The sequence below is a fragment of the Pseudomonas alkylphenolica genome (assembly GCF_016009175.1).
GTDB classification, from domain to species: Bacteria; Pseudomonadota; Gammaproteobacteria; order Pseudomonadales; family Pseudomonadaceae; genus Aquipseudomonas; species Aquipseudomonas alkylphenolica_B.
Map to the genome: position 1 here is coordinate 1 of NZ_JADUCM010000016.1, position 26214 is coordinate 26214.

Here is a 26214-nt window from a genome sequence, read left to right on the forward strand (position 1 = left end):
TTCGGGCCAGAGTGAGAGGTGGATGGCGACTATGCTCCTACTCGTGCTCTAGGGCACTGCTGGCTATCAGTCTGCCATCCACCGCTCTCACCTCTGATTTTAAAGGCATGTGAAGACACAAGCTGGCGCAGCCTGCGATCGAGCGCGCAGCGGTCGCAGAATACTGCCGCCAACTCGGGCCAATGGGCTGCTGTGCAGCCATCGCCGGCTACGCCGGCTCCCACAGTCATTCCCAGCGGTCGTGAGGTTTTCTACCCTATTTTGACGATGCGCCCGCGCAACTCCCTCCGTACAACTACAGCGTACTGATACCTTCGGAGGTAAACGCTGTGAAACAAGCTCCCCCCTATGTCCCGGGCCATCAACTGCTCGCCGGCAAATCGGTGCTGATTACCGCCGCCGCGGGCGCCGGTATCGGCTACTCGGCCGCCCGGCGCAGTGCCGAGGAGGGCTGCCGGGCACTGATGATCTCCGACGTGCACCCGCGCCGCCTCGAAGAAGCCGTAGAGCGCCTCAAGGCCGAAACCGGCCTGCAAGCCATTTACGGCCAGCTGTGCAATGTGACCGTCGAAGACGAAGTGCAGGCCCTGGTGGCAAGCGCTGAAAACCTGCTCGGCGGCGTCGATGTGTTGATCAACAACGCCGGCCTCGGTGGCCAGAAGCGTGTAGTCGAGATGAGCGACGAAGAGTGGCTGCGGGTCCTGGATGTGACCCTGACCGGCACCTTCCGCATGACCCGCGCAATGCTCGGGCCGATGCAGCGCCGCGGCGCCGGCACCATCGTCAACAATGCCTCGGTACTCGGCTGGCGTGCGCAGAAGGAGCAGGCGCACTACGCCGCAGCCAAGGCCGGGGTCATGGCCCTGACCCGTTGCAGTGCGCTGGAAGCCGCCGAATACGGCGTGCGCATCAACGCCGTGTCGCCGTCGATTGCCCTGCACGACTTTCTCAAGAAGGCCTCCAGTGAAGAGCTGCTCGCCAGCCTCGCCGGGCGCGAAGCATTCGGGCGTGCGGCCGAAGTCTGGGAGGTCGCCAACGTGATGATGTTCCTGGCCAGCGACTACGCCTCCTACATGGTCGGTGAAGTACTGTCGGTCAGTTCCCAACAAGCCTGAGGAGCGGGTCATGAGTCATGTTTTCAGCAGTGCCCAGGCGCTGCTCGCGGCCGAAGGCCTGGAGCTGGGAAGCACCGAGTGGCTGACCATCAGCCAGGAGCGCATCGACCTGTTTGCCGAAGCCACGGGCGATCACCAGTGGATTCATGTCGACCCGGTACGCGCCGCCAGCGGCCCGTTCGGTGCCTGTATTGCCCACGGCTACCTGACCCAGTCACTGGTCAACCTGTTCCTGCCGCAGTTGATCACCATCGACAACATGGCGATGGGCGTCAATTACGGCAGCGACCGCGTGCGCTTTCCGGCGCCGGTCAAGGTCGGCTCGCGGGTGCGCGGCAGCGCCACCATCGTGCGCGCCGAACAGCTGGCGGACGCCGTGCAACTGGTGGTGCGCGTGAGCGTCGACGTCGAGGGCCAGTCGCGCCCTGGCTGCGTGATCGACACCATCAGCCGTTACACCTTCAACCCTATTGCCGAGTGAGCCTGTCATGGACCTGAATGAAGTTGTCATCGTTGCCACCGCGCGGACCGCGCTGGCCAAGTCGTTTCGTGGCTCGTTCAACGATACCGAAGCCCCGGTACTGGGCGGCCACGTCGTGCGCGCGGTAGTCGAACGCGCCGGTATCGAGCCCGGTGACGTCGACGATGTCATCATGGGCGCGGCCGTGCAGCAGGGCACCCAGGCCTACAACATCGGCCGTCTCTGCGCCTACACCGGCGGCCTGCCGGACAGCGTGCCCGGCATGGCCCTGGACCGCATGTGCGCCTCGGGCCTGATGAGCATCGGCGTCGCCGCCAAAGGCATCATGACCGGCGAATTGAATATCGCCATTGGCGGTGGCGTGGAGTCGCTGTCACTGACCCAGACCAAGCACAAGAACACCTATCGCGCGCAGTCCCAGGCGGTACTGGAGGTGATGCCCGGTGCTTACATCCCGATGCTGGAAACCGCCGAAATCGTCTCGCGCCGCTATGGCATCAGCCGCGCGGCCCAGGACGAGTATTCCCTGCAAAGCCAGTTGCGCACCGCCGCCGCCCAGCGTGACGGTTTGTTCGACGATGAAATCGTCGGCTTGAGCGTCGACAAGCTGCTGTTCGATGCCAACGGTCAAGCCAGCGGTCACCAGCGCGTGCTGGTCGATCGCGACGAATGCAACCGGCCGGGCACGCGTCTAGAAGACCTGGCGGCATTGAAACCGGTGTGGAAAGACGGTAAATGGATCGAGCAGGGCGAGTTCATCACGGCCGGCAACGCCTCGCAGTTCTCCGATGGTGCGTCGGCCAGCCTGCTGATGAGCCGGGCTGAAGCCAAGCGTCGCGGGCTGACGCCGCTGGGCATCTATCGCGGCATTGCCGTCGGTGGCTGCGCACCGGAAGAAATGGGCATTGGCCCGGTGGTGGCGGTGCCGAAACTGCTCAAGCGCTTTGGCCTGAGCGTGGCGGACATCGGCCTGTGGGAAATCAACGAAGCCTTTGCCTGCCAGGTCCTGCATTGCCGCGATGCCCTGCAGATCCCGGCGGAACGCCTGAACGTCAACGGTGGCGCTATCTCCATTGGCCACCCCTTTGGTATGTCTGGCGCACGCATGGTCGGCCACGCACTGCTCGAGGGCCGCCGTCGCGGCGCCCGTTACGTGGTGATTGCCATGTGCATCGGCGGCGGCATGGGCGCGGCGGGGTTGTTCGAACTGCCGTGATGCCGACCTCGCTGCATCGAGTACTGATCACCCATCATCAATGATTGAATGCGGGCCATGCCGTGCGGGCCCGCTGCTGGGGAGTGTCTATGCAAGGTCGCCTGAGCAATACGCAGGTCCTCTCGGAGATGGGCCTGGAACTGGCCGACTACGAACGGCTGATCGGCAACATGTACGATTCGGCCATGGATATTCGCTGCATGGGGGAATCGCTGCGTCAGCTGCGGTCGCTGTTCAAGGCGAATTTCGTCACCCTGATTCTGCGCGTACAGGAAGAGCCGCTGTTGTCGCCAATGATGGTCGCCGGCGACGTCGAGCTGGAAGAGGGCGGCATCAACCATTACGCCTACTACTCGAAATCGACGCTGTTCGACGGCCTGCCCACCGACACGGTCTTCACCGTCGACGAGCTGATGAGCGAGGCCGAGTGGGTCAGCTCGTCTTTTTACCTGCTGTATTGCGAGCCCTATGGCTGTCACCAGATGCTCGGCGCCGATATTCGCATGCCCGATGGCAGCGCCGTGCGTTTTCGCATCAACCGGCCTCGGGACCAGCCGCGGTTCTCCGCCGTCGACCGGGCCATGTGCGAGATGCTCCTGCCACATTTGCGCCGCGCCTTGCACATGCATTCGCAGCTCGATCGCAGTGAGTCGCTGGGCAGCCTGTACTCGCAAACCATCAGCCGTATGGCGGTGGCGACCTTTGTCCTCGATGAAAACGGCAGCGTAGTGCAGCTCAATTCCGTGGCGCGGGAGATTCTCGACAGCCAGGACGGCCTCAAGGTCGTCGGTGGGCGGCTGGAGGCGACCTACCCGAGTGACAACCGTGAGCTGCTGCGCCTGGTACGCAACGCCTTTCAGCGGGCGCGGCCAGGTGAAGGTGGCATACAGGGTGCCGAGGCCATGTCGATTTCCCGGCCTTCAGGGAAAGTCAGCCTGGGCGTGGTGGTGGAATTGATCCCCACGCAGGAGCTGGTCGAGGGCAAGGGCAAGCCGACGGTGGTGGTCTATGTACGCGACGCCGTCAGCAAATCGCTGGTGAGCAACGTGGCCACCTCGCAGCTGTACAACCTGACACCTGCGGAAACCGCACTGGCCCTGGAGCTTGCCAACGGCCTGTCGCTGGAGGAAGCCTCGGAAATGCTGAACATCCGCCGCAACACTGCGCGTGCGCACTTGCGTTCGATCTTTTCCAAAACCGGAGTACGGCGCCAGACCGAACTGGTTCGGATCATGCTCAACAGTGTCGTGGCGCTGGCGCAACCGCGTGCGCCGGCACCGGTCGAGGAAGCGCTGTAGCCTGTCGCCAAAATGCGTTAGTCCGTGCGGACGATGCTGTTCGATCCTTGGGCTGCTGATACTGGGTGACCGCTATCGGTATCCAAGGAGAATAAAAATGACCGGCAGTAACCTGGCGTCCAGTGGTCTTGTCTCGCGAACTGCCAACACCACACCCACCTGGGTGTTGGGGTTGATTCTGGGATGCAGTGCAATCGGCACGGCGACTGCCGCACCGGAAGATGTCGAGCGTCTGGGCAAGGACCTGACCTGCGTCGGTGCCGACAAGAGCGCCAACGCCGACGGCAGTATCCCGGCCTACAGCGGCAAGTGGCTGGGGGTGCCGCCGCATGTGGACTTCAAAGGCACCGGCAACCACCCGGTCGACCCGTATCCGGACGAGAAGCCGTTGTTCGTGATCACCACGGCCAACCTGGCGCAATACAGCGAGTACCTGTCCGACGGACAGAAGGCTTTGTTCAAGCTGTACCCGACCACCTACAAGATGCCGATCTACCCCACGCACCGGGATTTTCGCTTCGACGACGCGGTGTGTAATGCCACCCGCGAAAACGCCAGCATCGCCAAGCTGGTGGATGAGGGTGAAGGGGTCGTGGGTAAAACCGGCGGCACTCCCTTTCCGGTACCGCGCAGTGGCCTGGAGCTGTTGAAGAACGCCTCGACCTTCACCCTGCGGGCCTGGACCGAGGAATACACCTCCGACAACGCCTATGTGCTCAAGGACGGCAACATCAACTGGGGCCGCGTGCATTCGCGCAACCTGGCGCCGTCGCTGGAGCCGGGCAAGAAGGGCGAGACCGTCGGCAACTCGGCGTTCTACCTCAACGAAACCCTGCTGCCACAACGTGACAAGGGCGAGATCAACACCGGCACCGAGTTCTGGAACGACAAGGCCGAGCCTCGCCAGGCCTGGCGTTACGACCCGGGCACCCGCCGTGTACGGCAGTCGCCGGGTTATGGTTTCGACATGTCGTTCCCTGGCAGCGGTGGCTCGATCACCGTCGACGAGGTGCGTCTGTTCAACGGCTCGGGTCAGCGTTACGACTGGAAGATCGTCGGCAAGCGCGAGATGTTCATTCCTTACAACACCTATCGCCTGCACGCGGCCAACCTCACCTACGCCAACCTGCTGACCCCGGGCCACATCAACCAGGATGCCATGCGCTACGAGCGTCATCGGGTCTGGGAGCTGGAAGGCACCCTGAAGCCGGGTTATCGCCACCTGTACGGCAAACGCAAGCTGTACATCGACGAGGACACCTGGTTCCCGATGCTCGCCGACAACTACGACAACCGTGGCGAGCTGTGGCGCACCTCGATGGTCAACTACTTCTACGCCTACGAGTCCCAGCGGCCGCAAGCGGGGGTAGGGCTGTACTACGACCTCAATGCCGGCAGCTACCTGGCGTTCAACCTGATCAACGAACAGCGCAACGGTTATCAACTGAACAAGCCGGGCTTCAGCCCGCGCGACTTCGGCCCGGAAGCTGCCCGTCGCTACGGCCAGTAACCGGCGGCGTTTCTGCACGCCAGAGGCAAACGGGTGAGCCCGTTGAGAGCAGGTCTCGTTTGATCTAGTCCAAGTGAAGGATGAAACCCTTGCCGGGACGCTCAATGATACCTGCCATGGCTTCACCCTGTTTTATTTGGGGGTATTAACCCCCCAGGTTTCCAACCGAGGAACAATAACAATGACGAAACTCGCTGAGATCAGCATCGAAAGCGCCCAGCGTACCCACCGTTACGCGCGTGGCTGGCACTGTCTGGGCGTGGCAAATGATTACCGTGATGGCCAGTTGCACACCCTGAACATCTTTGGCACGCGCCTGGTGGCGTTTGCCGACAGCAAGGGCACGATCAGCATCCTCGACGCTTTCTGCCCGCACATGGGCGCCGACCTGTCCAAGGGCACCATCGAGAACGACCGCGTGGTGTGCCCGTTCCACCACTGGAAATACGACACCAGCGGCAAATGCGTCGAGATTCCCTACTGCAAGCGCATTCCGCCGAAAGCCAAGACCCGCAGCTGGTTGACCTGTGAGGAAAACAACCTGCTGTTCGTCTGGAACAACCCGGAAGGCAACCCGCCGAAAGAAGGCGTGATCATCCCGCACCTGGCCGAGATGGACGACGAGGACTGGATCCACGACTGGAACATCGACACCATGCTGATCGAAACCAACCCACGCGAGCTGGTCGACAACCTGGTGGACGCGATGCACTTTGGTCCTGTGCACGGCACGCCGACCAAGTACTTCGCCAATATCTTCGAAGGGCACATCGGCCACCAGATTTTCCACGGTGACTCCGAGCGCCTGGGCGGTGACCTGATCGCGCCGTCGGCCTACTACGGCCCGGCCACTCACTTCACCCACATCAGTTCGATGTTCGGTGATGTACGGATTCACGCGATCCTGTTAAACAGTCATGTGCCGGTGACGCCAGACAGCTTCGACCTGCGTTTTGGTTGCATGGTCAAGCGAGTGCCCGGCTGGACTGAAGAGCAGAACCTTGAAGTGGCCAAGGCCTACGTCATGGGTAACCGTACCTCGTTCTACCAGGACGTTGATATCTGGAAGCACAAGATCCGTATCGACAAGCCGGTGCTGGCTGAAAACGACGGCCCGGTGTATCAGCTGCGCGAGTGGTACCAGCAGTTCTTTACCGATGAGGACCAGGTGCCGGCGAGCATGGCGGAGCGTCGCGAGATCATTACGGTCGACGAGCGCTGATTGATTGGCTCCCTGCGAGTGGCAAGCCCTGGCTTGTCACTCGCAGGGGGTGTAGTAGCGGGGCAGCCCGTTGTGAAGGTGTTGCGGTACATAGGTTCGACTTAACGGTCACGAGAGCACTAACAATGAAAACAAAAAGTCTTCTTGCCTATTATGTTTGCTTTTCGATTTTGTCCTTGCTGGTGCTGACGGTTCAGCTGTCGCAGCCGGCAGAGACACCAAGCGTCAAGGCCTGTAAAAAGTATTCGGGCTGCGTCGCGTTTACCCAGAATGCGCCGAACTGGCTGAATTTCCGCTAGGTTGGTAGCTGTTCGGGCGATGAGCTTATCCCTTCCGGGCAGGTGCTGCAGGAGAACAGTGATGTACCTGTAGGAGCTGGCGTAGCCTGCGATGAGCTGCGTAGCAGCTCCGAGGGCGCAGTTGGCTGAAAAACCTGCGACCGCTGCGCGCTCGATCGCAGGCTGCGCCAGCTCCCACTGTTAACCGGGTGAAAGGCAGTTGCGCTCCTGCAGAGACGCCACGAATTAAAAAGGCGACATTCCTGTCGCCTTTTTTTATTCAATCCCCTTTAGTTGATCGGCTTCGAAGTGATGTTCCACTCCGTACCCAGCGGCGCAATCATCTCCAGCAGACGCTTGTACCCGGTGCGCAGGATGCGCCACTCGCCATCCACCTTGATGTATGCATCCTCATAGATCGCGCTGCCGTTCAGCAGGGTCTGCGCATCCAGGTTGATGAATACATCGTTGAGGTACCAGCACCCGGTGGCTTCGTCGCCGTTCACCTCAATCTCCGGCGTATGCCCGTTGTGCATGCCGAAACGGCGGTTGGTGAAGCTGGTGCTGTAGAACGACATGGCCTCGTCCAGGCCGTTGAGTTCGAGCTGATAGGTCGGGCTGTCGAAGCGGATCTTTACGTCATCGGCGAAAAGTGTGCGCAGCAGGTCGAGGTTGCAGGTGTCGATACCACGAAAATAACGGGCCTTGAGCTGTTTGATCTGCTCGATGGCTACGAGGTCCAGCATGTCGGTAGTCTCCGGGGGGGAATGGCTGAATGGCCATGAGGCGAGCCTGGGGATGAGGCGACATCGCTGTCGCCTCGGCGGGGCTCAGCAGGGCAGGAAGTGACCGCCGTTGGCGTCCAGTTGCGCGCCGGTAATGACCTTGGCGTAGTCGCTGGCCAGGAACAGGGCGGCCATGGCGCAGTCGCCGTCATCGGGTATCTTGCGCAAGGCAATCTGCCCGGCAACCTGGTCGACCAGCGTCGCCATCGGCACGCCCTGGCGCTTGGCTTCACCCTCGAAGTAGCCGATCACCGGTGCGCCCCACATCCAGCCCATGAACGTGGAGTTGACGCGGATGCCGTAGGGGCCAAGGTCCTGCGCCAGGTACTGCACGGCTGTTTTCAACGCGCCCTTGGAGACGGCATAGCCGGACTCCAGCTGGTTGGGGGTACGGGTGGCCATGGTGTTGATCATGACGATGCTGCCCGACTGCTGCTTTTTCATCTGCCCGAGCACGGCCTGGGTCATCTGCATGGTGCCGAACAGGTTGACGTCCATCGCCTTGCGCCAGTCGTCCATCGATGACTCGGAGGCACTGCCCCAGGCGCCATGGGCATAAGCCGAGTTGATCAGTACGTCGATCTGGCCGAAGTGCTCGACCGTCAGGTCGGCGAGGGTCTGGCACTGGTCGGCCTGGGCAATGTCGGTGGGGACTTTCAGTACCGGGGTGGTGTAGCCGGCGTCGCGGATGGCCTGTTCGGCCTGGTCCAGCTTGGCCGGGGTACGGGTGGCGAGCACGATGGCCTTGGCCTGGAACTCGGCGGCACGCACGGCCAGCTTGATGCCCAGGCCTGGGCCGATTCCGGAAATGATGACGACTTTATCGTTGAGCAACATGGCAATGTCCTTCTTATTGTTATGACGGGAGTGGCGTTCAGGTACGGCTGGCGTGCAGTGCTTCGGCACGGCGTTTCAGGTCCAGGGCCATCTGGTTGAAGCCGGTTTTTACCCAGGCACCGTGCTCGCGCATGATCGTGTCCTGGTTCAGGCCGAGGAAAATGTCCGTGGTGAAGTAGCGGCAGCGGTTGGCATCGATGGCGGTGATGTACTGGTCGCGGCGTGCGGCATCCATGTTCTCCGGGACCGGGCGCTGCTCCCACGACAACAGCCGCTCCGGGTCGCAGGCCACCAGGTATTCGAAGACCGGGACGGTTTCGCCGGTATCGGGGGTCAGTACCTGCATGTGCACTTCGTCGCCGATCTGCAGGCCGCACTTGATGCTTGGGCAGAAGCTGTTCCACAGGTGGTAGTTGTCCAGGTCGATCAGCACTTCCCAGACCACCCGGGCGGGGGCCTCAATTTCCACCGTGTGCGAGGTCACGATGTTTTCTGCTCTGGCCATGACGGTCTCCTGCTAAGCATTCAGTTGATGGGCCTGGAGGTGATCTGCAGGTGTTCGCTCAAGGGCTGGATCGTCTCGAGCAGGGTTTCGTAGCCGGTCGCGGCGATCAGCCAGCGCCCGTCGCGCTTGATGTAGCGATCCTGGTAGATCGCGCTGCCGTGCATGTGGGTGTTGTCTTCGAGGTTGATGAACACGTAGCTCAGGTACCAGAGGGCGGTGGCCTGGTCGCCATTGACGTCGATCTCCGGGGTGTGGCCGTTGTGGGTGGCCAGGCGGGTCTTGGTGAACGAAGTGCGGTAGAACTCCAGCGCATCGCCCAGGCCATTGAGGTGAAACTCATAGGCAGGGCTTTTGAACGACAGGGCGACGTCCTCGGTGAGCATGCCCTGAAGCAGCTCGAGGTTGCAGGTGTCGATGGCGCGAAAGTAACGGGCCTTGAGCTGTTTGATCAGCTCGATGGCTTCTAGGTCCAACATGGGTAGCCTCCTTGGGGCAGCTCAGGCACTGAGCTGGTACTCGCTGGTCTGGATGCAGTCGATCTTGTCGAAGTCGATGAACCTGCTGGTCGACTCGTACATGGCCTGCTGGCGTTGCGCGCAGGTGTCCGGATCGCCCAGGGCGGCATAGAACCCTTGCGGATTGCCAATGGCCTCGGGCGGGAAGTTTTCTTCGACGATGCCGTGCAGCACCGGTGCGCCGAACGACAGCGCGCGCACCACGGTGTTCTGCCGGTAGCCGAAGATCGACTGCAGCGGATAGGCATTCGGGCCGTGGCCGTTGCGCCAGGTGTCGTGCCACTGCGCGTAGCTCAGGCGGTGCGGCTTGTGCAGCAACGCCACCTGGTTCATACCGGGGGTGCGCTGGCCGAGCGGCACCTGGAAGTTGGCGGCGCGCACCTGGCGCTCCTCGGGGTAAGGCTCGGATTCCACCACCAGGTAAGCCTCCAGGCGACTGCTCAATGGCGCCACCAGCGCCTTGATGGCCAGCCATTGCGAGGCACTGTCGAGCCACACCGAGAGCATCCCGTCGAGCGGCACGGCACTGTTGGTAATGCGCTGGGCAGAGGCGGCGGCCACCGCCTCATCGACCAGCATGACGCGGATGTTTTTAGCGCCGGCAGCTGTCAGAGCGTCGCGCAGGCCGAGCAGGTCCGCACGCCATTGCTCGGCGCTGGGTTGCTGTGGCTTCCACAGGGTCAACATGACTTTTTCCATGCTTGCTCCTCCTCGCGTGATCAGTGAGTGGCTTGCAGATGACGGGCGCGATAGTCCGCGTAGTCGCGGGTCATCTGTGCTTCATCGAGACCGAAACGCTCCAGGCTGTAGTCGTGGCTGGCACGTTTTTCCCGGCTGTTCTGTGCCAGCCAGACCTGCGCATCGGCGCGGGCCTTGTCGGTAAACGGCAGGTTGGCGAAGGCGTAGACCTTCTCCAGCACCTGCAGCGGCTGGGTCACGGTGTCGGCGAAGTGGATGTCGAGGAAGCGCTCGGGCGCCTGTTGCTCACGCACCTGCAGGGTGTGGCGGATACCGCGTGCCATGCGCGTGTTCCACTGCGCGCCGGCGGCCTTCGGGTCCGGGTTGTCGCTGTACATCTGCCACAGGGTGTGGGCCATGCTGGCCATCGACGGGATGGTTTGCGCCGGCTCGCGGTGGGTGAGGATCACCTGCGCCCTGGGGAAGACCTCCAGCAGCAGGTCCAGGGTGTGCAGGTGCTGGGGCGCTTTGAGCAGCCAGCGCTGGCCGGCCGGCTCACCGCGTTGCTGCTTCTGCCACTGCAAGAACTGCAGCATCTTTTTCAGCTGGGTGTAGACCGGCCGCTGGTCTTGCTGGTCCAGCCAGCGGGTGTAGCTGGGCACATTGACGTAGGCGTCCATGGCGCACATGAACGAATGCTCCATGAGCATGAACTCTTCGTCGCAGAGCATGGCGTCCAGCGGGTGGATCGCGAGGATCTGCGGAATCACCTCGGCCATCAGCTCGACTTCGGCCTTGGCCTGGGCGATGCGTTTGTCCGGCGCGGCCAGGGTCTCATCGGCCAGGGGGGCCGGAAAGCGGGTTTCCCACCAGGCGGCGGAGTAGAAGCGGGGGTCTACCGCCAGGGTGCGCTGAAGCATGGTGGTGCCGGTGCGCGGCAGGCCGACGATGACCAGCGGATCGTCGATCGCTATCTCGGTGATGTGCGGGTAACGGCGCAGGTAGTCTTCCATCACCAGGCGGTTGACCAGTTGCCCGACCAGCCGTTCTTCAAGCAAGTACAAGCCGGAAGCAGACAGGTCAGCTTCGCTGGCCAGGGCATCGAGCAGTGCCTGCAGGGAGGCGCGGTAGTTGTCGTCGCCAAAGTTGTTCAGGCCATTGGTACGCGCAATGGCGCTGTTCAGCAGCCTGTCGACGGTCAGGTCTTCAATGCGGGTCGGGGCGTTCATAGCACCTCCGCAACGGCAGCCACGTGTACCACGCGGGTAGTCGGGTGGCATTGCTCATCGGCGCCGACCCAGCGCAGGCACATCGTGCCCTGGCGTACGCCCGCGGTTTGCAGCCAGTTGCTGACACCGGGGTCCTGCTCGCTGAGCACCAGCGTGACGCCGCCGTTGTCGTCGTAGCTGGCCTGGTGCTTGTTGATGCAGATCTGGTGGTAGCGGTAGTCCAGCGACTCCATCCAGTAGTTGTTGATCTGCAGGTTCCAGAAGTCGCAGTCCGGCACTTTGTCGATGTGGATGACCAGCGCCTCGTCTGCGGCCAGCGCCCAGTGCGAGTGGTAGTAGAAAATGTTCGGGTCACCGCCCACCGACTGGCACAGGGCCTGGTTGGCCGGGGGCAGCTGGTTGCTGTGCGGCAGGTAGCTTTGGCTCCAGTCGGCGAACAGCCGGGCGGTGTTTTCGACAAAGCTCGATACCCGCGCCAGGCCCTGCTGGAAGGTGGGCGGGTCAAGGGCCTGCGGCGTGCTGTCGGTGCCGATGCGCTCGATGCTGAGCTTGGCCGGTACTTCGCTGCGGCGGTCAAGGAAGGTCTGGCGCACGATCAGGGCGTTGGTGGCGTCTTCCATTTTCAGCCAGTTGCCCGGTTGCGGCTCGCGGCTGAGGAGGATTTCAAAGTTGCCCTGGGCATCGACCTGCAACTGGCTGGCATCGATGAAGCCGGTCTGGACCAGGGTACCGTCGGTTTCATAGCCGCCTTTCTGGGTGCCGAAACTCAGGTAGGCGACACTGCCGCGCTGGCCTTTGATGCGGTACTGCAGGGTGCCGTCGAGGCGTGAGTACTCGTAGAGGTTGTCCGGGTTGTCGGCGCCGATCTTCGCGGTCTCGTGGGAGGTCTTGAAGAAGCTCGGGAACGCCGGGTCGGCAAACTCGATGTGCATCTCCAGGCCGATGCGCAGCAGGCGCGTGAGGTATCGGAAGCCTTCGGCGCGGGTGGCTGCATCGGCCGGTGCTTCGGGGCGCAGGATCTGCTCGCCGCAGCGCTTGAGGTGGTCGCAAAAGTTGGCCCAGGTCAGGCCGTCCAATAGCTGTTGTTCGTCAATAGAGCTGATTGTCATTGTTAGACTCTCTTGATTGGGCGGGCACCGCCGCAGCGGTGCCCGGTTCAAGCCCGGCATGCCGGGCGACGGGGTCAGAAGTCCTTGCCGATGATGCCGCGCTCGATCAGCACGGTGAGGATGCGGTCCACCGCGCCCTCCGGCGTCAGCTTGCTGGTCTCGATATGGATGTCCGGCTTGCTCGGCACCTCGTAAGGCGAGTCGATGCCAGTGAAGTTTTTCAGCTCGCCACGGCGCACTTTCTTGTACAGGCCCTTGGGGTCACGTTCTTCGGCGACGGCCAGCGGCGTGTCGACGAAAATCTCGATGAACTCGCCGTCCTGCAGCAGCCCGCGCGCCATCTCGCGCTCGGAGCGGAACGGCGAGATGAACGCGGTCAACACAATCATTCCGGCGTCCACGAACAGCTTGGACACCTCGGCCACCCGGCGGATGTTTTCCACGCGGTCGGCATCGGTGAAGCCCAGGTCGCGGTTCAGGCCGTGGCGCACGTTGTCGCCATCGAGCAGGTAGGTGTGCCGGCCACGGGCGTACAGGCGGGTTTCCAGAAGGTTGGCGATGGCCGATTTACCGGCACCCGACAACCCGGTGAACCACAGCAGCACCGGTTGCTGGCCCATCTGTTCGGCGCGGGCCTTCTTGTTCACGTCCACGTGCTGCATGTGGATGTTCTGCGAGCGACGCAGCGAGAACTCGATCAGGCCGGCGCCGACGGTGGCGTTGGTCAGGCGGTCGATGAGGATGAAACTGCCGGTTTCGCGGTTGTCTTTGTAGGCATCGAACGCAATCGGCTGGCTGGTGAACAGGTTGCACACACCGATCTCGTTCAGTGCCAGTTCCTTGGCCGCCAGGTGCTCCATGGTGTTGACGTTGATCTTGTACTTGGGTACCGCGAGGGTGACCGACAGGGTCTTGCCGCCGATCTTCATCAGGTAGGGGCGACCGGCGAGCATGGGCTGCTCGTGCATCCAGATCAGGCTGACCTGGAACTGGTCGGCAACGCTGGCCAGGTCGTCGGCAGTGGACAGCACATCGCCACGGCTGCAATCGACTTCGTCGGTCAGGGTCAGGGTGATCGACTGGCCGGCCACCGCCTGTTGCAGGTCACCGTCGAGGGTAACGATGCGCGAGATCCGGCTCTCTTGCCCTGCCGGCAATACCCGCACGCGGTCGCCAGGACGCACCACGCCGCTGGCGATGGTGCCGGTGAAGCCACGGAAATCCAGGTTGGGGCGGTTGACCCACTGCACCGGCATGCGGAACGACAGCTTTTGCTGGTGCGCCTCGTCGATCTCCACGGTTTCCAGGTAGCCCATCAGCGTGGTGCCGCGGTACCAGGGCATGTGCTCGCTTTGCTCGGTGATGTTCTCACCGCGCAGCGCCGACATCGGGATGGCGGTGACATCGTGCAGGTTGATCTGTTTGGCGAAGGCGCGGTAGTCGTCGACGATGGCGTTGAAGACTTTCTCCGAGTAGTCCATCAGGTCCATCTTGTTGACCGCCAGCACCACCTTGCGGATGCCGATCAGCGACGCCAGGTAGCTGTGACGCCGGGACTGGGTGAGCACGCCGCGCCGGGCGTCGATCATCACCACGGCGACGTCGGCGGTGGAGGCGCCGGTGACCATGTTGCGGGTGTACTGCTCATGGCCCGGGGTGTCGGCAACGATGAACTTGCGCCGTTCGGTGGAGAAGAAGCGGTATGCCACGTCGATGGTGATGCCTTGCTCGCGCTCGGCGGCGAGGCCGTCCACCAGCAGCGCAAAGTCCAGCTCGCCGCCCTGGGTGCCGTCCTTTTTCGAGTCCGCCTCCAGCGCTTCCATCTGGTCTTCGAAGAGCATTTTCGAATCGTAGAGCAGGCGCCCGATCAGGGTGCTCTTGCCATCGTCGACACTGCCGCAGGTGATGAAGCGCAGCAGGCTCTTGTGCTCGTGCGCCTTGAGGTATTGGCCGATATCCTCGGCGATCAGGTTGGATACGTGCGCCATCAGAAATACCCCTCTTGTTTTTTCTTCTCCATCGAGGCTGCCGCGTCGTGGTCGATCATGCGTCCCTGGCGCTCGGAGGTGCGGGTCAGGAGCATTTCCTGAATGATTTTCGGCAGGGTGTCGGCCTCGGACTCGACGGCACCGGTGAGCGGGTAGCAGCCGAGGGTGCGAAAGCGCACGTTGCGGATCATCGGCACTTCACCGGGGTTCAGCGGCATGCGCTCGTCATCGACCATGATCAGCATGCCGTCGCGCTCCACCACCGGCCGCGGGGCGGCGAAGTACAGCGGTACGATCGGGATGTTTTCCAGGTGGATGTATTGCCAGATGTCCAGCTCGGTCCAGTTCGACAGCGGGAACACGCGGATCGACTCGCCCTTGTGTTTGCGCGTGTTGTACAGGTGCCAAAGCTCTGGACGCTGGTTCTTCGGGTCCCAGCGGTGCTGGTCGGAACGGAAGGAAAAGATCCGCTCCTTGGCCCGCGACTTCTCCTCGTCACGGCGTGCGCCGCCGAACGCTGCATCGAAACCGTAGTGATCCAGTGCCTGTTTCAGGCCCTCGGTCTTCATGATGTCGGTGTGGATCTGCGAGCCATGCTTGAATGGGCTGATGCCCATTTCAATGCCTTCGGGGTTGGTGTGGGTCAGCAGGTCGACATTGAGCTTGGCCACCATCTGGTCGCGAAAGCGGTACATCTCCTGGAACTTCCAGGTGGTATCGACATGCAGCAACGGGAAGGGTGGTTTGGCCGGGTAGAACGCCTTCATCGCCAGGTGCAGCATGACCGCGCTGTCCTTGCCGATGGAGTAGAGCATGACCGGGTTGTCGGCTTCTGCGACGACCTCGCGCATTGCCTGGATGCTTTCGGCTTCCAGTCGTTGCAGGTGGGTAAGCGTCATGGATTTTCCTCTCGCTTTTTGTTGTTGTCGTTTTTCAACGTACAACCGCTGCGATTCGGACTTATGCGCGAGTTGATGTTTTAACATCAGGCGCAGCATCTGCAGCATGGGGTCGACGCGTTGGGGGGGAACGGCCGGCGCAGGCGCGTCGTCATGGCTGACACGCGCGGCTTGCTGACTGATATGGGTCGCCAGTTCCTGGGCGCCGCTGAGCATTGCGCTGGCCTCGGGCAGGTGGAACAGGTGCAGCTGTTCGGCACGTTCGCGGGCCCAGGTGGTGAAGGTGGCAGCGCGTTGCCAGTGCATGCCCGAGAGCAGGGCAAACACCTTGCGTTCGGCCGAGCGATACAGGCGGTCGAAGAAATCGCCCAGGTGCGGGGCGCGCAAACCGTCTTCGTAAGGCAGCCACAGCACCTTGCCGCGATTGCTGACGGCGCGCAGCACGCCGTGGCTGAGCTTGCCCTGGGCATTGCGTGCGCCGTAGTCGTCGATCCAGTGGATCTCGCCGTTCTGCGTGCGGGCCTGTTCGAGAATGTCCCGGTAGGTGCTGCGGTACCAGCGCTGCACCGCCAGCGATGCCTTGGCAATGCGCTTTGCCGGGCGCTCGGCATTCAGTTGCCAGCGTTGCAGGTAGTGGGCGGCGGTGCGCTCCGGCAGGTCGATAGCGTGCAGACGCTTGACCAGGGCCTGCATCGCTTCCAGTTGCCAGAGCAAAAACGGTAACTGATGGTGCTCCGGCGCTGTGCTGACCAGCAACAGATAGACGTGCTGCTCCTGCTCGGCCGAGAGACTGCGGCCTTCACCTTGCTTGCGCCCGCGTTCGCGTACCGGCACGGCACTCCAGCCGCCGGCTTGCCAGGCCTTGTAGGCGGCGATAATGGTCGGCGATGAAAGACCGGTGTCCAGGCTGATGGCTTTGAGCGTGCTACCGCCGATGCGCAGTTGCACGGCACGCAAGCGGAGCTGGTTGATCTGCGCAACGGATAACGGATTGCCGTGGGGCACAGGAACTCCTGTTAAACATCCAATTGCTGAGTGGCGGAGGCGTGGATGTAGGTACTGTTCCCGGATCGGCAAAACGGCGCATAGGCCGAACGGACCAGATGAAGAACAAAAACAGGAGAAATTCCATGAACGAATCAATGACGGTTCTGCTTGAAGACGTCATCGCCATTGCGCGTGCCGCGGGCGAACAGGTGATGGCGGTGTACCGCTCGGATTTTGAAGTGCGCGGCAAGGTCGATGCCTCGCCAGTGACCGAGGCTGACGAGCGCGCCGAGGCGTTGATCCTGAAAGCCCTGGCGGCGCGCACGGCGCAGATCCCGGTGATTTCCGAAGAGGCCGCTGCTGCCGGCCAGGTGCCGGATGTGGGCCAGCACTTCTGGCTGGTGGACCCGCTGGACGGGACCAAGGAGTTCATCCATCGCAATGGCGAGTTCACCGTCAACATAGCGTTGATCGATCAGGGCGAACCGGTGCTGGGTGTGGTGTTGGCGCCTGCGCTGGGTCGGCTGTTCGCCGGTGCGCGCGGTTGCGGGGCCTTTATCGAAGAGGCGGGCGTACGTCAGCCCATTCGCTGCCGGAGCGTGCCGGAGGAGGGGCTGGACGTGGTCGCCAGCCGCTCCCATGGCGATGCCGAGGCACTGGACAAATTCCTCGGCGGACGCAAGGTGCACTCACTGAAAAGCGCAGGTTCATCGCTGAAGATCTGCCTGGTGGCTGCCGGCGAAGCCGACCTTTATCCACGCCTGGGGCGCACCATGGAATGGGACATCGCTGCGGGGCATGCTGTGTTGGCTGCTGCCGGTGGGCAGATTCGCACCCTTGCGGGCGATGCACTGGGGTATGGCAAGGCCGGTCTGGACAACCCGCACTTCTACGCGTGCGGGCTGCAGGTTTAGCCCGGACCGGATGTGCAGGTCTGCATGACCAACTGGCGGAACTGATGCACCGTCGGTGATGCGTTGCCGTAGCGGTGGGCAAAGTACAGCGCGGAGACGGCGTCTTCGTCGGCGATACGCTTGAACACCACCTCCGGGAGCGAAAAGTTACGCAGGCCCAGCGGCACGAGGGCGATGCCCAGGCCGGCGGCAGCCAGCCCGATGATGGTCGAGGGTTCGCATGCCTCCTGAACGACCCGAGGCATGAACCCTCGTCTGGCGCAAAGCTGGTTAATGGTTTCGTGGAGTACCACCCCGCTGGCACCAGGGTAGGCGATGAACGCTTCATCGCGCAGTTCTTCGATGCGGATTGAAGGCTCGTGGGCGAGTCGATGGCTGCGTTGCATCGCGATCAGCAGCGGTTCGTCCAGCAGGTGGGTGAGCGCGACTTCCGCCGGTGCATCTCCCCGCAGGCGCAACATGCCGGCATCGATCTCACCGCTGATCAGGGCTTGCATCTGCAAGGTGGATGGCAGTTCCCGCAGCGTGACCGCGACATTCGGGCGCTGCGTCCGGTACTGCTGGATCACCGCCGGAAAGAACGGCATCAGGCTGGTGGCCGAGGTGAAGCCGAGCGTCAGGCGCCCGACTTCTCCGGCCACGGTGCGGCGCACATGCGTACGGGCGTTTTCAACCCGCTCGAAGATGGCCGGTGTGGTGGCTTGCAGGGCTTTTCCTGCTTCGGTGAGTTCCACGCTGCGCCGCGTGCGCTGAAACAGGCGGGCGCCGAGATCCTCCTCCAGGGCCTGGATGGCAAGGCTAAGCGGCCCCTGGGTCATTTCCAGGCGCTCGGCGGCACGACGGAAGTGCAGTTCTTGCGCCAACACCATGAAGAAACGCAAGTGGCGCAGGTTTAGTGATTCATTCATTAAATCAATTTTCTATTGATGTTGAATTGGTTGAATCAGTGTAGGTCGGCATAGTCGCAGTCATCAACCTGTCACTGCCAGATCCTCAGCCATGATTACGACTGCAAGCCATCCTGCGCTACCCGACCTGCTGGAACATCTCTACGCCGCACGCCCGGTTCTTGCCTTGGGTATCCGGGCTTCGCGCAGCCCCGACCTGGTGCGCTGGGCCAGGGCTGCAGGCTATGACGCGATCTGGGTGGACCTTGAACACAGCGGTATTTCGCTGGATGACACCGCACAGTTGTGTGCGACTGCCCTCGACCTTGGCATGACGCCTTGGGTGCGGGTGCCGGAGGAGGACTTTGGTGTCATCGGTCGCGTGCTCGATGGCGGTGCCCTGGGCATCATCGCCCCCAGGGTGGAGACTGTCGCCCAGGCCGAGCGCTACCTCACAGCCTGTCGCTTCGCGCCCCGCGGTCAGCGATCGCAGATCGCCACGCTGGTGCAGGTGGGGTTCCGTCGTCTGCCGGTGAAGGAGATGAACACCCTGGTGGATGATGCAGTGACGGTGAAAATGCTCATCGAAAGCCGCCTGGGTGTCGAGAACGCCGACGCCATCGCCGCGCTGCCTGGCGTCGACATTCTAGCCGTCGGTGCCAACGACCTGTCTGCCGACCTGGGCCACGCCGGTGACCCTGGGCATCCCGAGGTCATCCAGGCCTGCCATCGGGTGATCGAAGCCGCCCTGGCCCACGGCAAGCTCGCCGTGATCGGCGGGCTGGCAGACCCCGCGCAGCTGGCCCAACTGCACCGGGCAGGCGCGGCGCCTTACCTGTTCGCCGGTATCGATACCGACCTGTTTCTCACGGCCCTGCAACAGCGGGCCCAGCAAAGCCTGGACGTTTACCAGGCACATTCCCTTTGAACCTCTCTGCGGAGTTGCAACCATGAACAATGCCGTTCAGGAAGAACCCCTGATCTCTCAACCCATGCGCGAGCTGCAAACCAACAGCCGGCCGACCTTTCAGGTGCCAGCCGGTGCCTGTGATGCCCACATGCACGTGTTCGCCGCGCTCGAGCAGTACCCCTGCGTGACGCATCCGCATTACACCTTGCCCGAAGGCGATGTGGAGCACTTCGAACGCCTGATCGGCTACCTCGGTCTGTCGCGCTACGTCATCGTCCAGCCGAGCTTCTATGGCACCGATAACCGTTGCATGGTGGACACCCTGAACCGTCTCGGCGGGCATGTTCGCGGTGTGGCGATGGTGGAGGAAGACGTCAGTGAAACCGCGCTGGATGAGCTGCACCGCGCCGGCGTGCGCGCCCTGCGTCTGGACCTGTTCAAACGCTCGAACCTGTCCACCGAAGCCATCCAGGCCTACATCCTGCGCATGGCCGAGCGTATTGCTGCGCGGGGCTGGCACCTGCAGTTCTACGTTCCGGGTTGGGTGGTGAAGAACCTGATTCCTTTCTTCGCTACGCTGCGCACGCCCTTTGTCATTGACCACATGGGCTACATGCTCGAAGAGGACGGGTTGGGTGCGGACGATTTTGCCCAACTGCTGGAAGTGTTGAAGACCGGTTACTGCTGGCTCAAGCTCAGTGCGCCGTACCGTATTGCGAAAAAACGTAGCCTGGACGTGGTGGCGCCCATGGCCAAGGCGATTATCGCCGCCGCGCCGGACCGTGTGATCTGGGGCTCGGACTGGCCACACATTCCGGACTCCGGGCGTGATACCGGCGAGTTGCTGAACCTGCTCGGGCAGTGGACCGACGACCCGGAAGTGATCAAGGCGATACTGGTAGACAACCCGCAGGTACTGTTCGATTTCGACAAGTGACACCCGACCCAGAACAACAAAGGCACTTGCATCGACAGGTGCCACAAGGATTGCACCATGACCTATATGCCCGATCCTGCGTTCGCTTCACTGTTTCAGGCCTTTACCTCCGACGCCGACAGTACGGGGCAGCACCTGACCGCCTGCATGGCCCGTCAGCGTGCCGGCGATCCGTTGCTGGTGTATGCCGGCTCGGATGTCGCGCTGTTTCCTGGCAGCGGCGCCGCACCCTTGGTGGAAAGCTTCCGGCGCCGTACCCGGGGGTTCATCGAGTTGACCGCAATCTCCCATTTGCCGCTGGCCTTCGCCTACCTTGGCCGCATGTATGCCCTGGAGCCTCATGCGGATGCCTGGCGAGTTGATGCTGAACGCCTGTTGCAACGTACCCTTGAAGTGCGGGCACGCAACAGCAGCGCATTCTGGCGTGACTATGTGGCCGTGGGCAGCTTTGCGGGCCAGGAGGAGCAGGTCGCGCGGATGACCGACTACCTCTGCCGGGTCTCCATCGACTACCTGCAACGGGTATTGCGCGACCCCACGGCACTCGACCCGGAGATTCTGCGCCGGGAGTACCTGGAGCCCACTGCCAATCCGGCAGTCCCGGTGCCGCTGAACCACTTGATGTTCGCCACCTTCTGCCTGGCCTTCATGGATGTCATCGTGCGCATTACCGGCTGGCTGCGGGAGCATGTCAGTCACTGGGAGCAGCTGATGGTGGTGCTCAGCGGCCAGTCCGGGCGGCCGACCGCAGGCCTCACCTGGGGCTCGAACAATGCCTGCCACCTGATCTGGGCGGCCTCCGATGGCGTTGTCGGCCCTGAGCAGGTCTACCTTGCGCCCTACGCACCGGCATTTGAGGCGGGTATGGAGGCCGATCCGGTGAAGATGGCCGAGCTGGAGACGCAGTACCGCAAGCTCTGGCTGAACACCCGTGCCAGCGTCGAAGTCTCGCGTCTGATGTTCCCTGGCCATGGTTCGATGGAGACACGCGCAGAAGCGCTGCGCATGAGCGACATGCCAGCGCTGGCCAACCGTGAGGACTCGGCTGGAATGGCCGCGCGGTTGCGCAGGATCATGGAAGACCCCACCCAGTTGCTCTCGAACTCGGTTGCGGACCTGCTCATCGACCAGTTGCGTGCCAACGGCAACCGCCCGGAGTTGCTGGAGATTCCCGGTTTCACCCACATCGAGTATCCGCCCATCGAGCGCTGAGCCCAGCCGGCTCCGCCGGTCTTCCTTCGACAATAACAATAAGGGCTGCCCCACATGGAGCAGCGCCAGGAGGCAACATGTCCACATCTGCTCTTGATATCTCTGCTACCGAGGCGCTCGGCGCCCAGCAACTGCGCGTGATCATCGTCTGTTTCGTGGTCGCCATGGTCGACGGCTTCGACACCCTGATGCTGGCTTACATTGCACCCTTGCTCAGCCAGACCTGGGACCTGAGCCACGGTGGCATGGGCAAGCTCTTTGGCATCGGCTACCTGGGCGCGGTGTTCGGTGGCTTCTGCATGGGGCCGATTTCCGACCGGATCGGCCGCAAACGCGCGTTGATCGCTTCGCTGCTGATCATTGCAACCTTCACCCTGTTGGGGTCACAGGCCGGATCGCCCGGTGAGCTGATGATCTACCGCCTGTTTGCCGGCCTCGGGCTGGGTGGGGCAATCCCCTGCATCACCGCGCTGACGGCGGAAAACGTGCCGGCCAGTCGCCGCACCTCCATGGTGACCGCGATGTTTCTCGGGTTTCCGATCGGCGCCGTGGTCGGTGGCGGGATCACGGCATTTCTGTTGACCCGCTTCGACTGGCCGGCAATCTTCATCGTCGGTGGCGTAGCCGCCATAGTCTGCATCCTGTTGACCACCTTCCTGGTACCGGCTTCAGAACCCGGCGCCGGCCGGCATGCGCAATCACCGTTCTCGACGCTTGGCAAACAGTTCGCCGATGGCCGCGGCCCGGCCACGGTGATGCTGTGGATCACCGCCTTTTGCGTAATGACGGTGACCTACTTCATGGTCAGCTGGACACCGACCGTGCTGCACCTCACCGGAATGGACCTGCACAAGGCCGACACCGCCAGCCTGTCGGTGAATATCGGCGGCATTGTCGGGGCATTGCTCATCGCTACCCTGGTGGGCCGCCGCAGCCCCTTCACGTGCGCTGCGTGCTTCCTGCTGGTCGGCACCCTGGTGGTGTGCGCCATCGGCGCCAGCCTGCAGAGCACGGCGCTGGCAGTGATCGCGTTCTTCTTTGCCGGCTTCGGTGTCATTGGCGGGCAACTGATCCTGCCGGCCATGGCAGCCCGGTTGTTCCCGGCGTCGGTCCGTGGTGCGGGCGTGGGGGCGTTGATGGGCATCGGCCGGATCGGCTCCATCGCCGGCCCGATGATCGGTGGCCTGCTGCTGAGCATGGAACTGCCCTGGACCTACATGTACCTGATTGCCGCCATTCCGGTGGCTGTGGCCGCCATGGCCGTGGCCAGTGCCGAAGTATTGCGCCCACGGGAGGCGGACGAGGCCCGCTGAGGCATCGCCCAAGGAGCATTGACATGACACGCGAGCCCATCCTTGTACCTGTGCAGCAGCTGCCGACCCATTGCGCCCGGTGCGTACAGCCGTTTCACATGGCCGACCAGCTTTACCTGGCGGTGGCCCAGTTCGCCCGTGACATACCCGGTGAGTCGCCCGGGATGCATGCCGGCGACAGCAACGTAGCCACGCGGCTGTACCAGTGGGCAGCGGCGGGGTTCACGCCAGTGGACGACATACCTTCTTTTGGCGCTGAAGATGCCGAGTATTTCGTCATCGATGGCCGTCAGTTCCTGGCGATTGCCAACATCCGCAGCGGTATCGGCCCTTATCAGCACGATGTCGAGTCGGTGATCTACACGCGTGACGACGATCGTTGGCTGGCATTCCAGCACGTGGAAAGTTTCGGCGCCAAGCAGTGGCGGCACTTCGAGATCGAAGGGCAGCACTACCTGGCTCTGGCCCAGGGCATCCTCGTGCCGGGGCTGGAAACCCACCACCCGGCCACCTCGCGTATCTACCGCTGGAACGGTGAAGACTTCGAGGTGTTCCAGGTGCTTGAAGGGCGCTGGGGCTACAACTGGACCCACGTCGAGCACCGTGGGCGGCATTTTCTCGCCTACGCCGACCACCTGTTGCATTCACCGGTGCTGGAGTGGCGTGATGGCCGTTTCGAGCCCTGGCTGGAAATGGCGGAAGAGGGCGGGCGGGCCTTTGCCTTCTTCGACGTGGAGGGAGAGCTGCTCGGGGTGTTCGCGAGCATTTCCGGCCGGACCGTGCTCGGCACTTTTTCCGACCAGGGCTTCGACCTGCGCCAGGACCTTGGCGGCCCCGGCGGCCGCGAACTGGCCCTGCTGGAACATGAGGGCCAGCGTTACCTTGCCCGTGTCGCGTTCATCACCGGTGGCCGCGAAGCGCCACAGACGGTTCAGGAGTCCGAGCTGTTTCACTGGCGAAAGGACCGCTTTCACAAGGTGGCCGGGTTCACCACCCACGGCGGCACCTCGGCGGCCTGGTTTCTGGCCGATGGTCATCCCCACCTGGTGGTGGCCAACAGCCTGAGCCCGCAGGTGCGCTTCAGCAACGACTGCCAGGTTTACCGCCTGGACGTCTGAGTCGCCCATTTATCACTCACCCTTACAGCCGGTCCCAAGGGGCCGGCCCGGTAAGGTCTTGCCCGAAAAAGGGGAAAGCAGTCATGACCCGTTACCAACAGGTTGGCAATCTCAAGGTCGCCAGCGTGCTGTTCGATTTCATCAACAACGAAGCGATTCCCGGAACCGGTATTGCCACCGACCGCTTCTGGGCCGGTGTAGAAGCTGTCATTCATGACCTGGCGCCGAAAAATAAAGCCCTCCTTGTAAAACGCGACACGCTGCAGGCCAACATCGATGCCTGGCATCAGGCGCGTGCCGGCCAGGTGCATGATGCGCAGGCTTACAAGGCGTTTCTTCAGGACGTCGGTTACCTGCTACCGGAGCCGGCCGACTTCAAGGTGACGACTGCACAGGTCGACGATGAAATTGCTCGTATGGCGGGCCCGCAACTGGTTGTGCCGTTAATGAACGCCCGATTCGCCCTGAACGCGGCCAATGCCCGTTGGGGGTCGTTGTACGATGCCCTGTATGGCACCGACGCTATCAGCGAAGAGGGGGGCGCCGAAAAGGGCGAGGGCTACAACAAGGCCCGTGGCGACAAGGTGATCGCGTTCGCCCGTGCCTTCCTGGACCAGGCGGTGCCGCTGCAAGGCGCTTCTCACGCCGACGCGTGTGCCTACGCGGTGAAGCATGGCCAGCTCGCAGCAAGCCTTAACGATGGCAACGCCGTTGGCCTGAAGAATGCCGCCCAGTTTATTGCGTTTCAGGGCGATGCCTCCCAGCCAACGGCGGTGTTGCTCAAGCACAACGGCCTGCACCTGGACATTCAGGTCGACCCGAGCAGCCTCGTCGGCCAGAACGACGCCGCCGGAGTAAAAGACATACTGATGGAGTCCGCACTGACCACCATCATGGACTGTGAAGACTCGGTTGCTGCCGTCGATGCCGACGACAAAGTGCTGGTTTACCGCAACTGGCTGGGCTTGATGAAGGGGGACCTGGCTGAAACGGTCAGCAAAGGCAGCCTGACCTTCACCCGCACCTTGCACCCGGACCGCGAATACACCCGCGCCGACGGTTCTGTGCTCAGCCTGCATGGCCGCTCGCTGCTGTTTGTGCGTAATGTCGGCCACCTGATGACCAACACCGCGATACTCGATGCGGCGGGCAATGAAGTGCCAGAAGGCATTCAGGATGCACTGTTCACCAGCCTGATCGCGCTGCACAACCGCAATGGCAACACGGGGCGAAAGAACAGCCGCACGGGCTCGGTGTACATCGTGAAACCCAAGCTGCACGGCCCGGAGGAAGTCGCCTTCGCCGTGGAAATTTTCGCCCGGGTCGAAGACGTGCTTGGCCTGCCGCGCAACACCCTGAAGGTCGGCATCATGGACGAGGAACGGCGTACGTCGGTCAACCTCAAAGCCTGCATCAAGGCCGCCAGCGAGCGCGTGGTGTTCATCAACACCGGGTTTCTCGACCGCACCGGCGATGAGATCCACACCTCGATGGAAGCCGGCGTCATGGTACGCAAAGCAGCGATGAAACGTGAGCAATGGCTGGGTGCCTATGAGGACAATAACGTCGATATCGGCCTGGCCGTCGGCCTGCAAGGCAAGGCGCAGATCGGCAAGGGTATGTGGGCCATGCCGGACCTGATGGCCGCCATGCTCGAGCAGAAAATCGCTCACCCGCTGGCGGGCGCCAACACCGCCTGGGTTCCTTCGCCCAGCGCCGCCACCCTGCATGCGTTGCACTATCACCAGGTCGACGTGTTTGCCCGTCAGGCCGAACTGGCCAGGCGCACGCCGGCTTCGCTGGATGACATCCTGAGCATCCCGCTGGCGCCAGATACCCGCTGGAACAGGCAGGAGATCCAGGACGAACTGGACAACAATGCCCAGGGCATTCTCGGCTTTGTGGTGCGCTGGATCGACCAGGGCATCGGTTGCTCCAAAGTACCGGACATCAACGACGTCGGCCTGATGGAAGACCGTGCCACCCTGCGAATCTCCAGCCAGCTGCTGGCCAACTGGCTGCGCCATGGCGTGGTCAGTCAGGCGCAGGTCGTCAACAGCCTGGAACGTATGGCCGTGGTGGTGGACCGTCAGAATGCCAGCGACCCGCTGTACCGCCCGATGGCGACCGGCTTTGCCGACAACCTCGCGTTCCAGGCCGCCCTGGAACTGGTCCTCGACGGCACACGCCAGGCCAATGGTTACACCGAGCCTGTGCTGCACCGAAAGCGCCTTGAGCTCAAGGCCAGATTGAAGGCCGGGTGATCCTCCC

At 62.7% G+C, this 26214-nt stretch carries 24 protein-coding genes; 14 read left to right on the top strand and 10 right to left on the bottom strand.

Annotated elements, in window-relative coordinates:
- Window positions 1-329 precede the first annotated feature (329 nt).
- The 7 genes from I5S59_RS14965 to I5S59_RS14995 all read left to right on the top strand — a co-directional run bounded on the left by I5S59_RS14965 (window position 330) and on the right by I5S59_RS14995 (window position 7141).
- Window positions 330-1115, top strand: coding sequence for an SDR family oxidoreductase (locus I5S59_RS14965; RefSeq protein WP_128326368.1), 786 nt, complete (start codon window positions 330-332; stop codon window positions 1113-1115).
- Between the two features lie 10 nt (window positions 1116-1125).
- Window positions 1126-1596 carry a MaoC family dehydratase gene (locus I5S59_RS14970; protein ID WP_197877319.1) on the top strand — a complete coding sequence of 157 codons (471 nt, stop codon included), beginning with the start codon at window positions 1126-1128 and terminating at the stop codon, window positions 1594-1596.
- A 7-nt stretch (window positions 1597-1603) separates the two neighbouring features.
- Window positions 1604-2812 (top strand): acetyl-CoA C-acyltransferase, encoded by a 1209-nt coding sequence (locus I5S59_RS14975; RefSeq protein WP_197877320.1) that lies wholly within the window; start codon window positions 1604-1606, stop codon window positions 2810-2812.
- 89 nt (window positions 2813-2901) lie between these two features.
- Window positions 2902-4110, top strand: coding sequence for a helix-turn-helix transcriptional regulator (locus I5S59_RS14980; protein WP_197877321.1), 1209 nt, complete (start codon window positions 2902-2904; stop codon window positions 4108-4110).
- A 97-nt stretch (window positions 4111-4207) separates the two neighbouring features.
- Window positions 4208-5620 (top strand): DUF1329 domain-containing protein, encoded by a 1413-nt coding sequence (locus I5S59_RS14985; RefSeq protein ID WP_197877322.1) that lies wholly within the window; start codon window positions 4208-4210, stop codon window positions 5618-5620.
- Between the two features lie 181 nt (window positions 5621-5801).
- Window positions 5802-6842 carry a Rieske 2Fe-2S domain-containing protein gene (locus I5S59_RS14990; protein WP_197877323.1) on the top strand — a complete coding sequence of 347 codons (1041 nt, stop codon included), beginning with the start codon at window positions 5802-5804 and terminating at the stop codon, window positions 6840-6842.
- A gap of 125 nt (window positions 6843-6967) precedes the next feature.
- Window positions 6968-7141: a hypothetical protein gene (locus I5S59_RS14995; RefSeq protein ID WP_164897299.1), complete on the top strand. Its 174-nt coding sequence runs from the start codon at window positions 6968-6970 to the stop codon at window positions 7139-7141.
- Window positions 7142-7410: 269 nt separating this feature from the next.
- Here I5S59_RS14995 and I5S59_RS15000 read toward each other — a convergent pair whose 3' ends face one another.
- The 9 genes from I5S59_RS15000 to cysD all read right to left on the bottom strand — a co-directional run bounded on the left by I5S59_RS15000 (window position 7411) and on the right by cysD (window position 16358).
- Window positions 7411-7866: a nuclear transport factor 2 family protein gene (locus I5S59_RS15000; protein WP_197877324.1), complete on the bottom strand. Its 456-nt coding sequence runs from the start codon at window positions 7864-7866 to the stop codon at window positions 7411-7413.
- 84 nt (window positions 7867-7950) lie between these two features.
- Window positions 7951-8742, bottom strand: coding sequence for an SDR family oxidoreductase (locus tag I5S59_RS15005; protein ID WP_197877325.1), 792 nt, complete (start codon window positions 8740-8742; stop codon window positions 7951-7953).
- Between the two features lie 37 nt (window positions 8743-8779).
- The gene (locus I5S59_RS15010; protein WP_197877326.1) at window positions 8780-9247 is read right to left on the bottom strand and encodes an SRPBCC domain-containing protein; all 468 of its coding nucleotides are present in this window, start codon (window positions 9245-9247) and stop codon (window positions 8780-8782) included.
- A gap of 20 nt (window positions 9248-9267) precedes the next feature.
- Window positions 9268-9723, bottom strand: coding sequence for a nuclear transport factor 2 family protein (locus tag I5S59_RS15015; RefSeq protein WP_197877327.1), 456 nt, complete (start codon window positions 9721-9723; stop codon window positions 9268-9270).
- Window positions 9724-9744: 21 nt separating this feature from the next.
- The gene (locus I5S59_RS15020; protein ID WP_197877328.1) at window positions 9745-10461 is read right to left on the bottom strand and encodes an EthD domain-containing protein; all 717 of its coding nucleotides are present in this window, start codon (window positions 10459-10461) and stop codon (window positions 9745-9747) included.
- Between the two features lie 20 nt (window positions 10462-10481).
- Window positions 10482-11669 (bottom strand): sulfotransferase family protein, encoded by a 1188-nt coding sequence (locus I5S59_RS15025; RefSeq protein WP_197877329.1) that lies wholly within the window; start codon window positions 11667-11669, stop codon window positions 10482-10484.
- Window positions 11666-12778, bottom strand: coding sequence for a DUF1214 domain-containing protein (locus I5S59_RS15030; protein ID WP_197877330.1), 1113 nt, complete (start codon window positions 12776-12778; stop codon window positions 11666-11668). Before I5S59_RS15030 ends, I5S59_RS15025 begins: the two co-directional genes overlap by 4 nt.
- A 74-nt stretch (window positions 12779-12852) precedes the next feature.
- Window positions 12853-14766 (bottom strand): sulfate adenylyltransferase subunit CysN, encoded by a 1914-nt coding sequence (cysN, locus tag I5S59_RS15035; protein ID WP_197877331.1) that lies wholly within the window; start codon window positions 14764-14766, stop codon window positions 12853-12855.
- On the bottom strand, window positions 14766-16358 hold the full coding sequence (gene cysD / locus I5S59_RS26585; protein WP_332262081.1) for a sulfate adenylyltransferase subunit CysD: 1593 nt from the start codon (window positions 16356-16358) through the stop codon (window positions 14766-14768). The genes cysN and cysD overlap by 1 nt, the downstream gene beginning before the upstream one ends.
- 437 nt (window positions 16359-16795) lie before the next feature.
- Here cysD and cysQ point away from each other — a divergent pair, with 437 nt between their 5' ends.
- Window positions 16796-17566: a 3'(2'),5'-bisphosphate nucleotidase CysQ gene (gene cysQ, locus I5S59_RS15045; protein ID WP_197877333.1), complete on the top strand. Its 771-nt coding sequence runs from the start codon at window positions 16796-16798 to the stop codon at window positions 17564-17566.
- Here the strand turns inward: cysQ and I5S59_RS15050 are convergent.
- Window positions 17563-18474 carry a LysR family transcriptional regulator gene (locus tag I5S59_RS15050; protein ID WP_197877334.1) on the bottom strand — a complete coding sequence of 304 codons (912 nt, stop codon included), beginning with the start codon at window positions 18472-18474 and terminating at the stop codon, window positions 17563-17565. The genes cysQ and I5S59_RS15050 overlap by 4 nt on opposite strands.
- 91 nt (window positions 18475-18565) lie before the next feature.
- Here I5S59_RS15050 and I5S59_RS15055 point away from each other — a divergent pair, with 91 nt between their 5' ends.
- The 6 genes from I5S59_RS15055 (at window position 18566) to I5S59_RS15080 (ending at window position 26207) form a co-directional block, all read left to right on the top strand.
- Window positions 18566-19381 (top strand): HpcH/HpaI aldolase family protein, encoded by an 816-nt coding sequence (locus I5S59_RS15055; protein WP_197877335.1) that lies wholly within the window; start codon window positions 18566-18568, stop codon window positions 19379-19381.
- 22 nt (window positions 19382-19403) lie between these two features.
- Entirely contained in the window at window positions 19404-20300 is an 897-nt protein-coding gene (locus I5S59_RS15060; protein WP_197877336.1) for an amidohydrolase family protein, read from the top strand.
- Window positions 20301-20357: 57 nt separating this feature from the next.
- Window positions 20358-21512, top strand: a complete 1155-nt coding sequence (locus I5S59_RS15065; RefSeq protein ID WP_197877337.1) for a DUF5624 domain-containing protein — start codon at window positions 20358-20360, stop codon at window positions 21510-21512.
- A gap of 77 nt (window positions 21513-21589) precedes the next feature.
- On the top strand, window positions 21590-22825 hold the full coding sequence (locus I5S59_RS15070) for an MFS transporter (RefSeq protein WP_197877338.1): 1236 nt from the start codon (window positions 21590-21592) through the stop codon (window positions 22823-22825).
- 23 nt (window positions 22826-22848) lie between these two features.
- Complete coding sequence (locus I5S59_RS15075) at window positions 22849-23943, top strand: hypothetical protein (protein WP_197877339.1); 1095 nt, start codon at window positions 22849-22851, stop codon at window positions 23941-23943.
- A gap of 83 nt (window positions 23944-24026) precedes the next feature.
- A complete protein-coding gene (locus I5S59_RS15080) occupies window positions 24027-26207 on the top strand; it encodes a malate synthase G (protein ID WP_197877340.1) in 2181 nt (726 codons plus the stop codon).
- Window positions 26208-26214: the final 7 nt, after the last annotated feature.

What these genes read in the sequence shown, in the direction of transcription:
- I5S59_RS14970 (WP_197877319.1), top strand. Translation starts at nt 1,126, where the DNA reads ATGAGTCATGTTTTCAGCAGTGCCCAGGCGCTGCTCGCGGCCGAAGGC.
- I5S59_RS14975 (WP_197877320.1), top strand. Translation starts at nt 1,604, where the DNA reads ATGGACCTGAATGAAGTTGTCATCGTTGCCACCGCGCGGACCGCGCTG.
- I5S59_RS14980 (WP_197877321.1), top strand. Translation starts at nt 2,902, where the DNA reads ATGCAAGGTCGCCTGAGCAATACGCAGGTCCTCTCGGAGATGGGCCTG.
- I5S59_RS14985 (WP_197877322.1), top strand. Translation starts at nt 4,208, where the DNA reads ATGACCGGCAGTAACCTGGCGTCCAGTGGTCTTGTCTCGCGAACTGCC.
- I5S59_RS14990 (WP_197877323.1), top strand. Translation starts at nt 5,802, where the DNA reads ATGACGAAACTCGCTGAGATCAGCATCGAAAGCGCCCAGCGTACCCAC.
- I5S59_RS14995 (WP_164897299.1), top strand. Translation starts at nt 6,968, where the DNA reads ATGAAAACAAAAAGTCTTCTTGCCTATTATGTTTGCTTTTCGATTTTG.
- I5S59_RS15000 (WP_197877324.1), bottom strand. Translation starts at nt 7,866, where the DNA reads ATGCTGGACCTCGTAGCCATCGAGCAGATCAAACAGCTCAAGGCCCGT.
- I5S59_RS15005 (WP_197877325.1), bottom strand. Translation starts at nt 8,742, where the DNA reads ATGTTGCTCAACGATAAAGTCGTCATCATTTCCGGAATCGGCCCAGGC.
- I5S59_RS15010 (WP_197877326.1), bottom strand. Translation starts at nt 9,247, where the DNA reads ATGGCCAGAGCAGAAAACATCGTGACCTCGCACACGGTGGAAATTGAG.
- I5S59_RS15015 (WP_197877327.1), bottom strand. Translation starts at nt 9,723, where the DNA reads ATGTTGGACCTAGAAGCCATCGAGCTGATCAAACAGCTCAAGGCCCGT.
- I5S59_RS15020 (WP_197877328.1), bottom strand. Translation starts at nt 10,461, where the DNA reads ATGGAAAAAGTCATGTTGACCCTGTGGAAGCCACAGCAACCCAGCGCC.
- I5S59_RS15025 (WP_197877329.1), bottom strand. Translation starts at nt 11,669, where the DNA reads ATGAACGCCCCGACCCGCATTGAAGACCTGACCGTCGACAGGCTGCTG.
- I5S59_RS15030 (WP_197877330.1), bottom strand. Translation starts at nt 12,778, where the DNA reads ATGACAATCAGCTCTATTGACGAACAACAGCTATTGGACGGCCTGACC.
- cysN (WP_197877331.1), bottom strand. Translation starts at nt 14,766, where the DNA reads ATGGCGCACGTATCCAACCTGATCGCCGAGGATATCGGCCAATACCTC.
- cysD (WP_332262081.1), bottom strand. Translation starts at nt 16,358, where the DNA reads ATGCAGGCCCTGGTCAAGCGTCTGCACGCTATCGACCTGCCGGAGCGC.
- cysQ (WP_197877333.1), top strand. Translation starts at nt 16,796, where the DNA reads ATGAACGAATCAATGACGGTTCTGCTTGAAGACGTCATCGCCATTGCG.
- I5S59_RS15050 (WP_197877334.1), bottom strand. Translation starts at nt 18,474, where the DNA reads ATGAATGAATCACTAAACCTGCGCCACTTGCGTTTCTTCATGGTGTTG.
- I5S59_RS15055 (WP_197877335.1), top strand. Translation starts at nt 18,566, where the DNA reads ATGATTACGACTGCAAGCCATCCTGCGCTACCCGACCTGCTGGAACAT.
- I5S59_RS15060 (WP_197877336.1), top strand. Translation starts at nt 19,404, where the DNA reads ATGAACAATGCCGTTCAGGAAGAACCCCTGATCTCTCAACCCATGCGC.
- I5S59_RS15065 (WP_197877337.1), top strand. Translation starts at nt 20,358, where the DNA reads ATGACCTATATGCCCGATCCTGCGTTCGCTTCACTGTTTCAGGCCTTT.
- I5S59_RS15070 (WP_197877338.1), top strand. Translation starts at nt 21,590, where the DNA reads ATGTCCACATCTGCTCTTGATATCTCTGCTACCGAGGCGCTCGGCGCC.
- I5S59_RS15075 (WP_197877339.1), top strand. Translation starts at nt 22,849, where the DNA reads ATGACACGCGAGCCCATCCTTGTACCTGTGCAGCAGCTGCCGACCCAT.
- I5S59_RS15080 (WP_197877340.1), top strand. Translation starts at nt 24,027, where the DNA reads ATGACCCGTTACCAACAGGTTGGCAATCTCAAGGTCGCCAGCGTGCTG.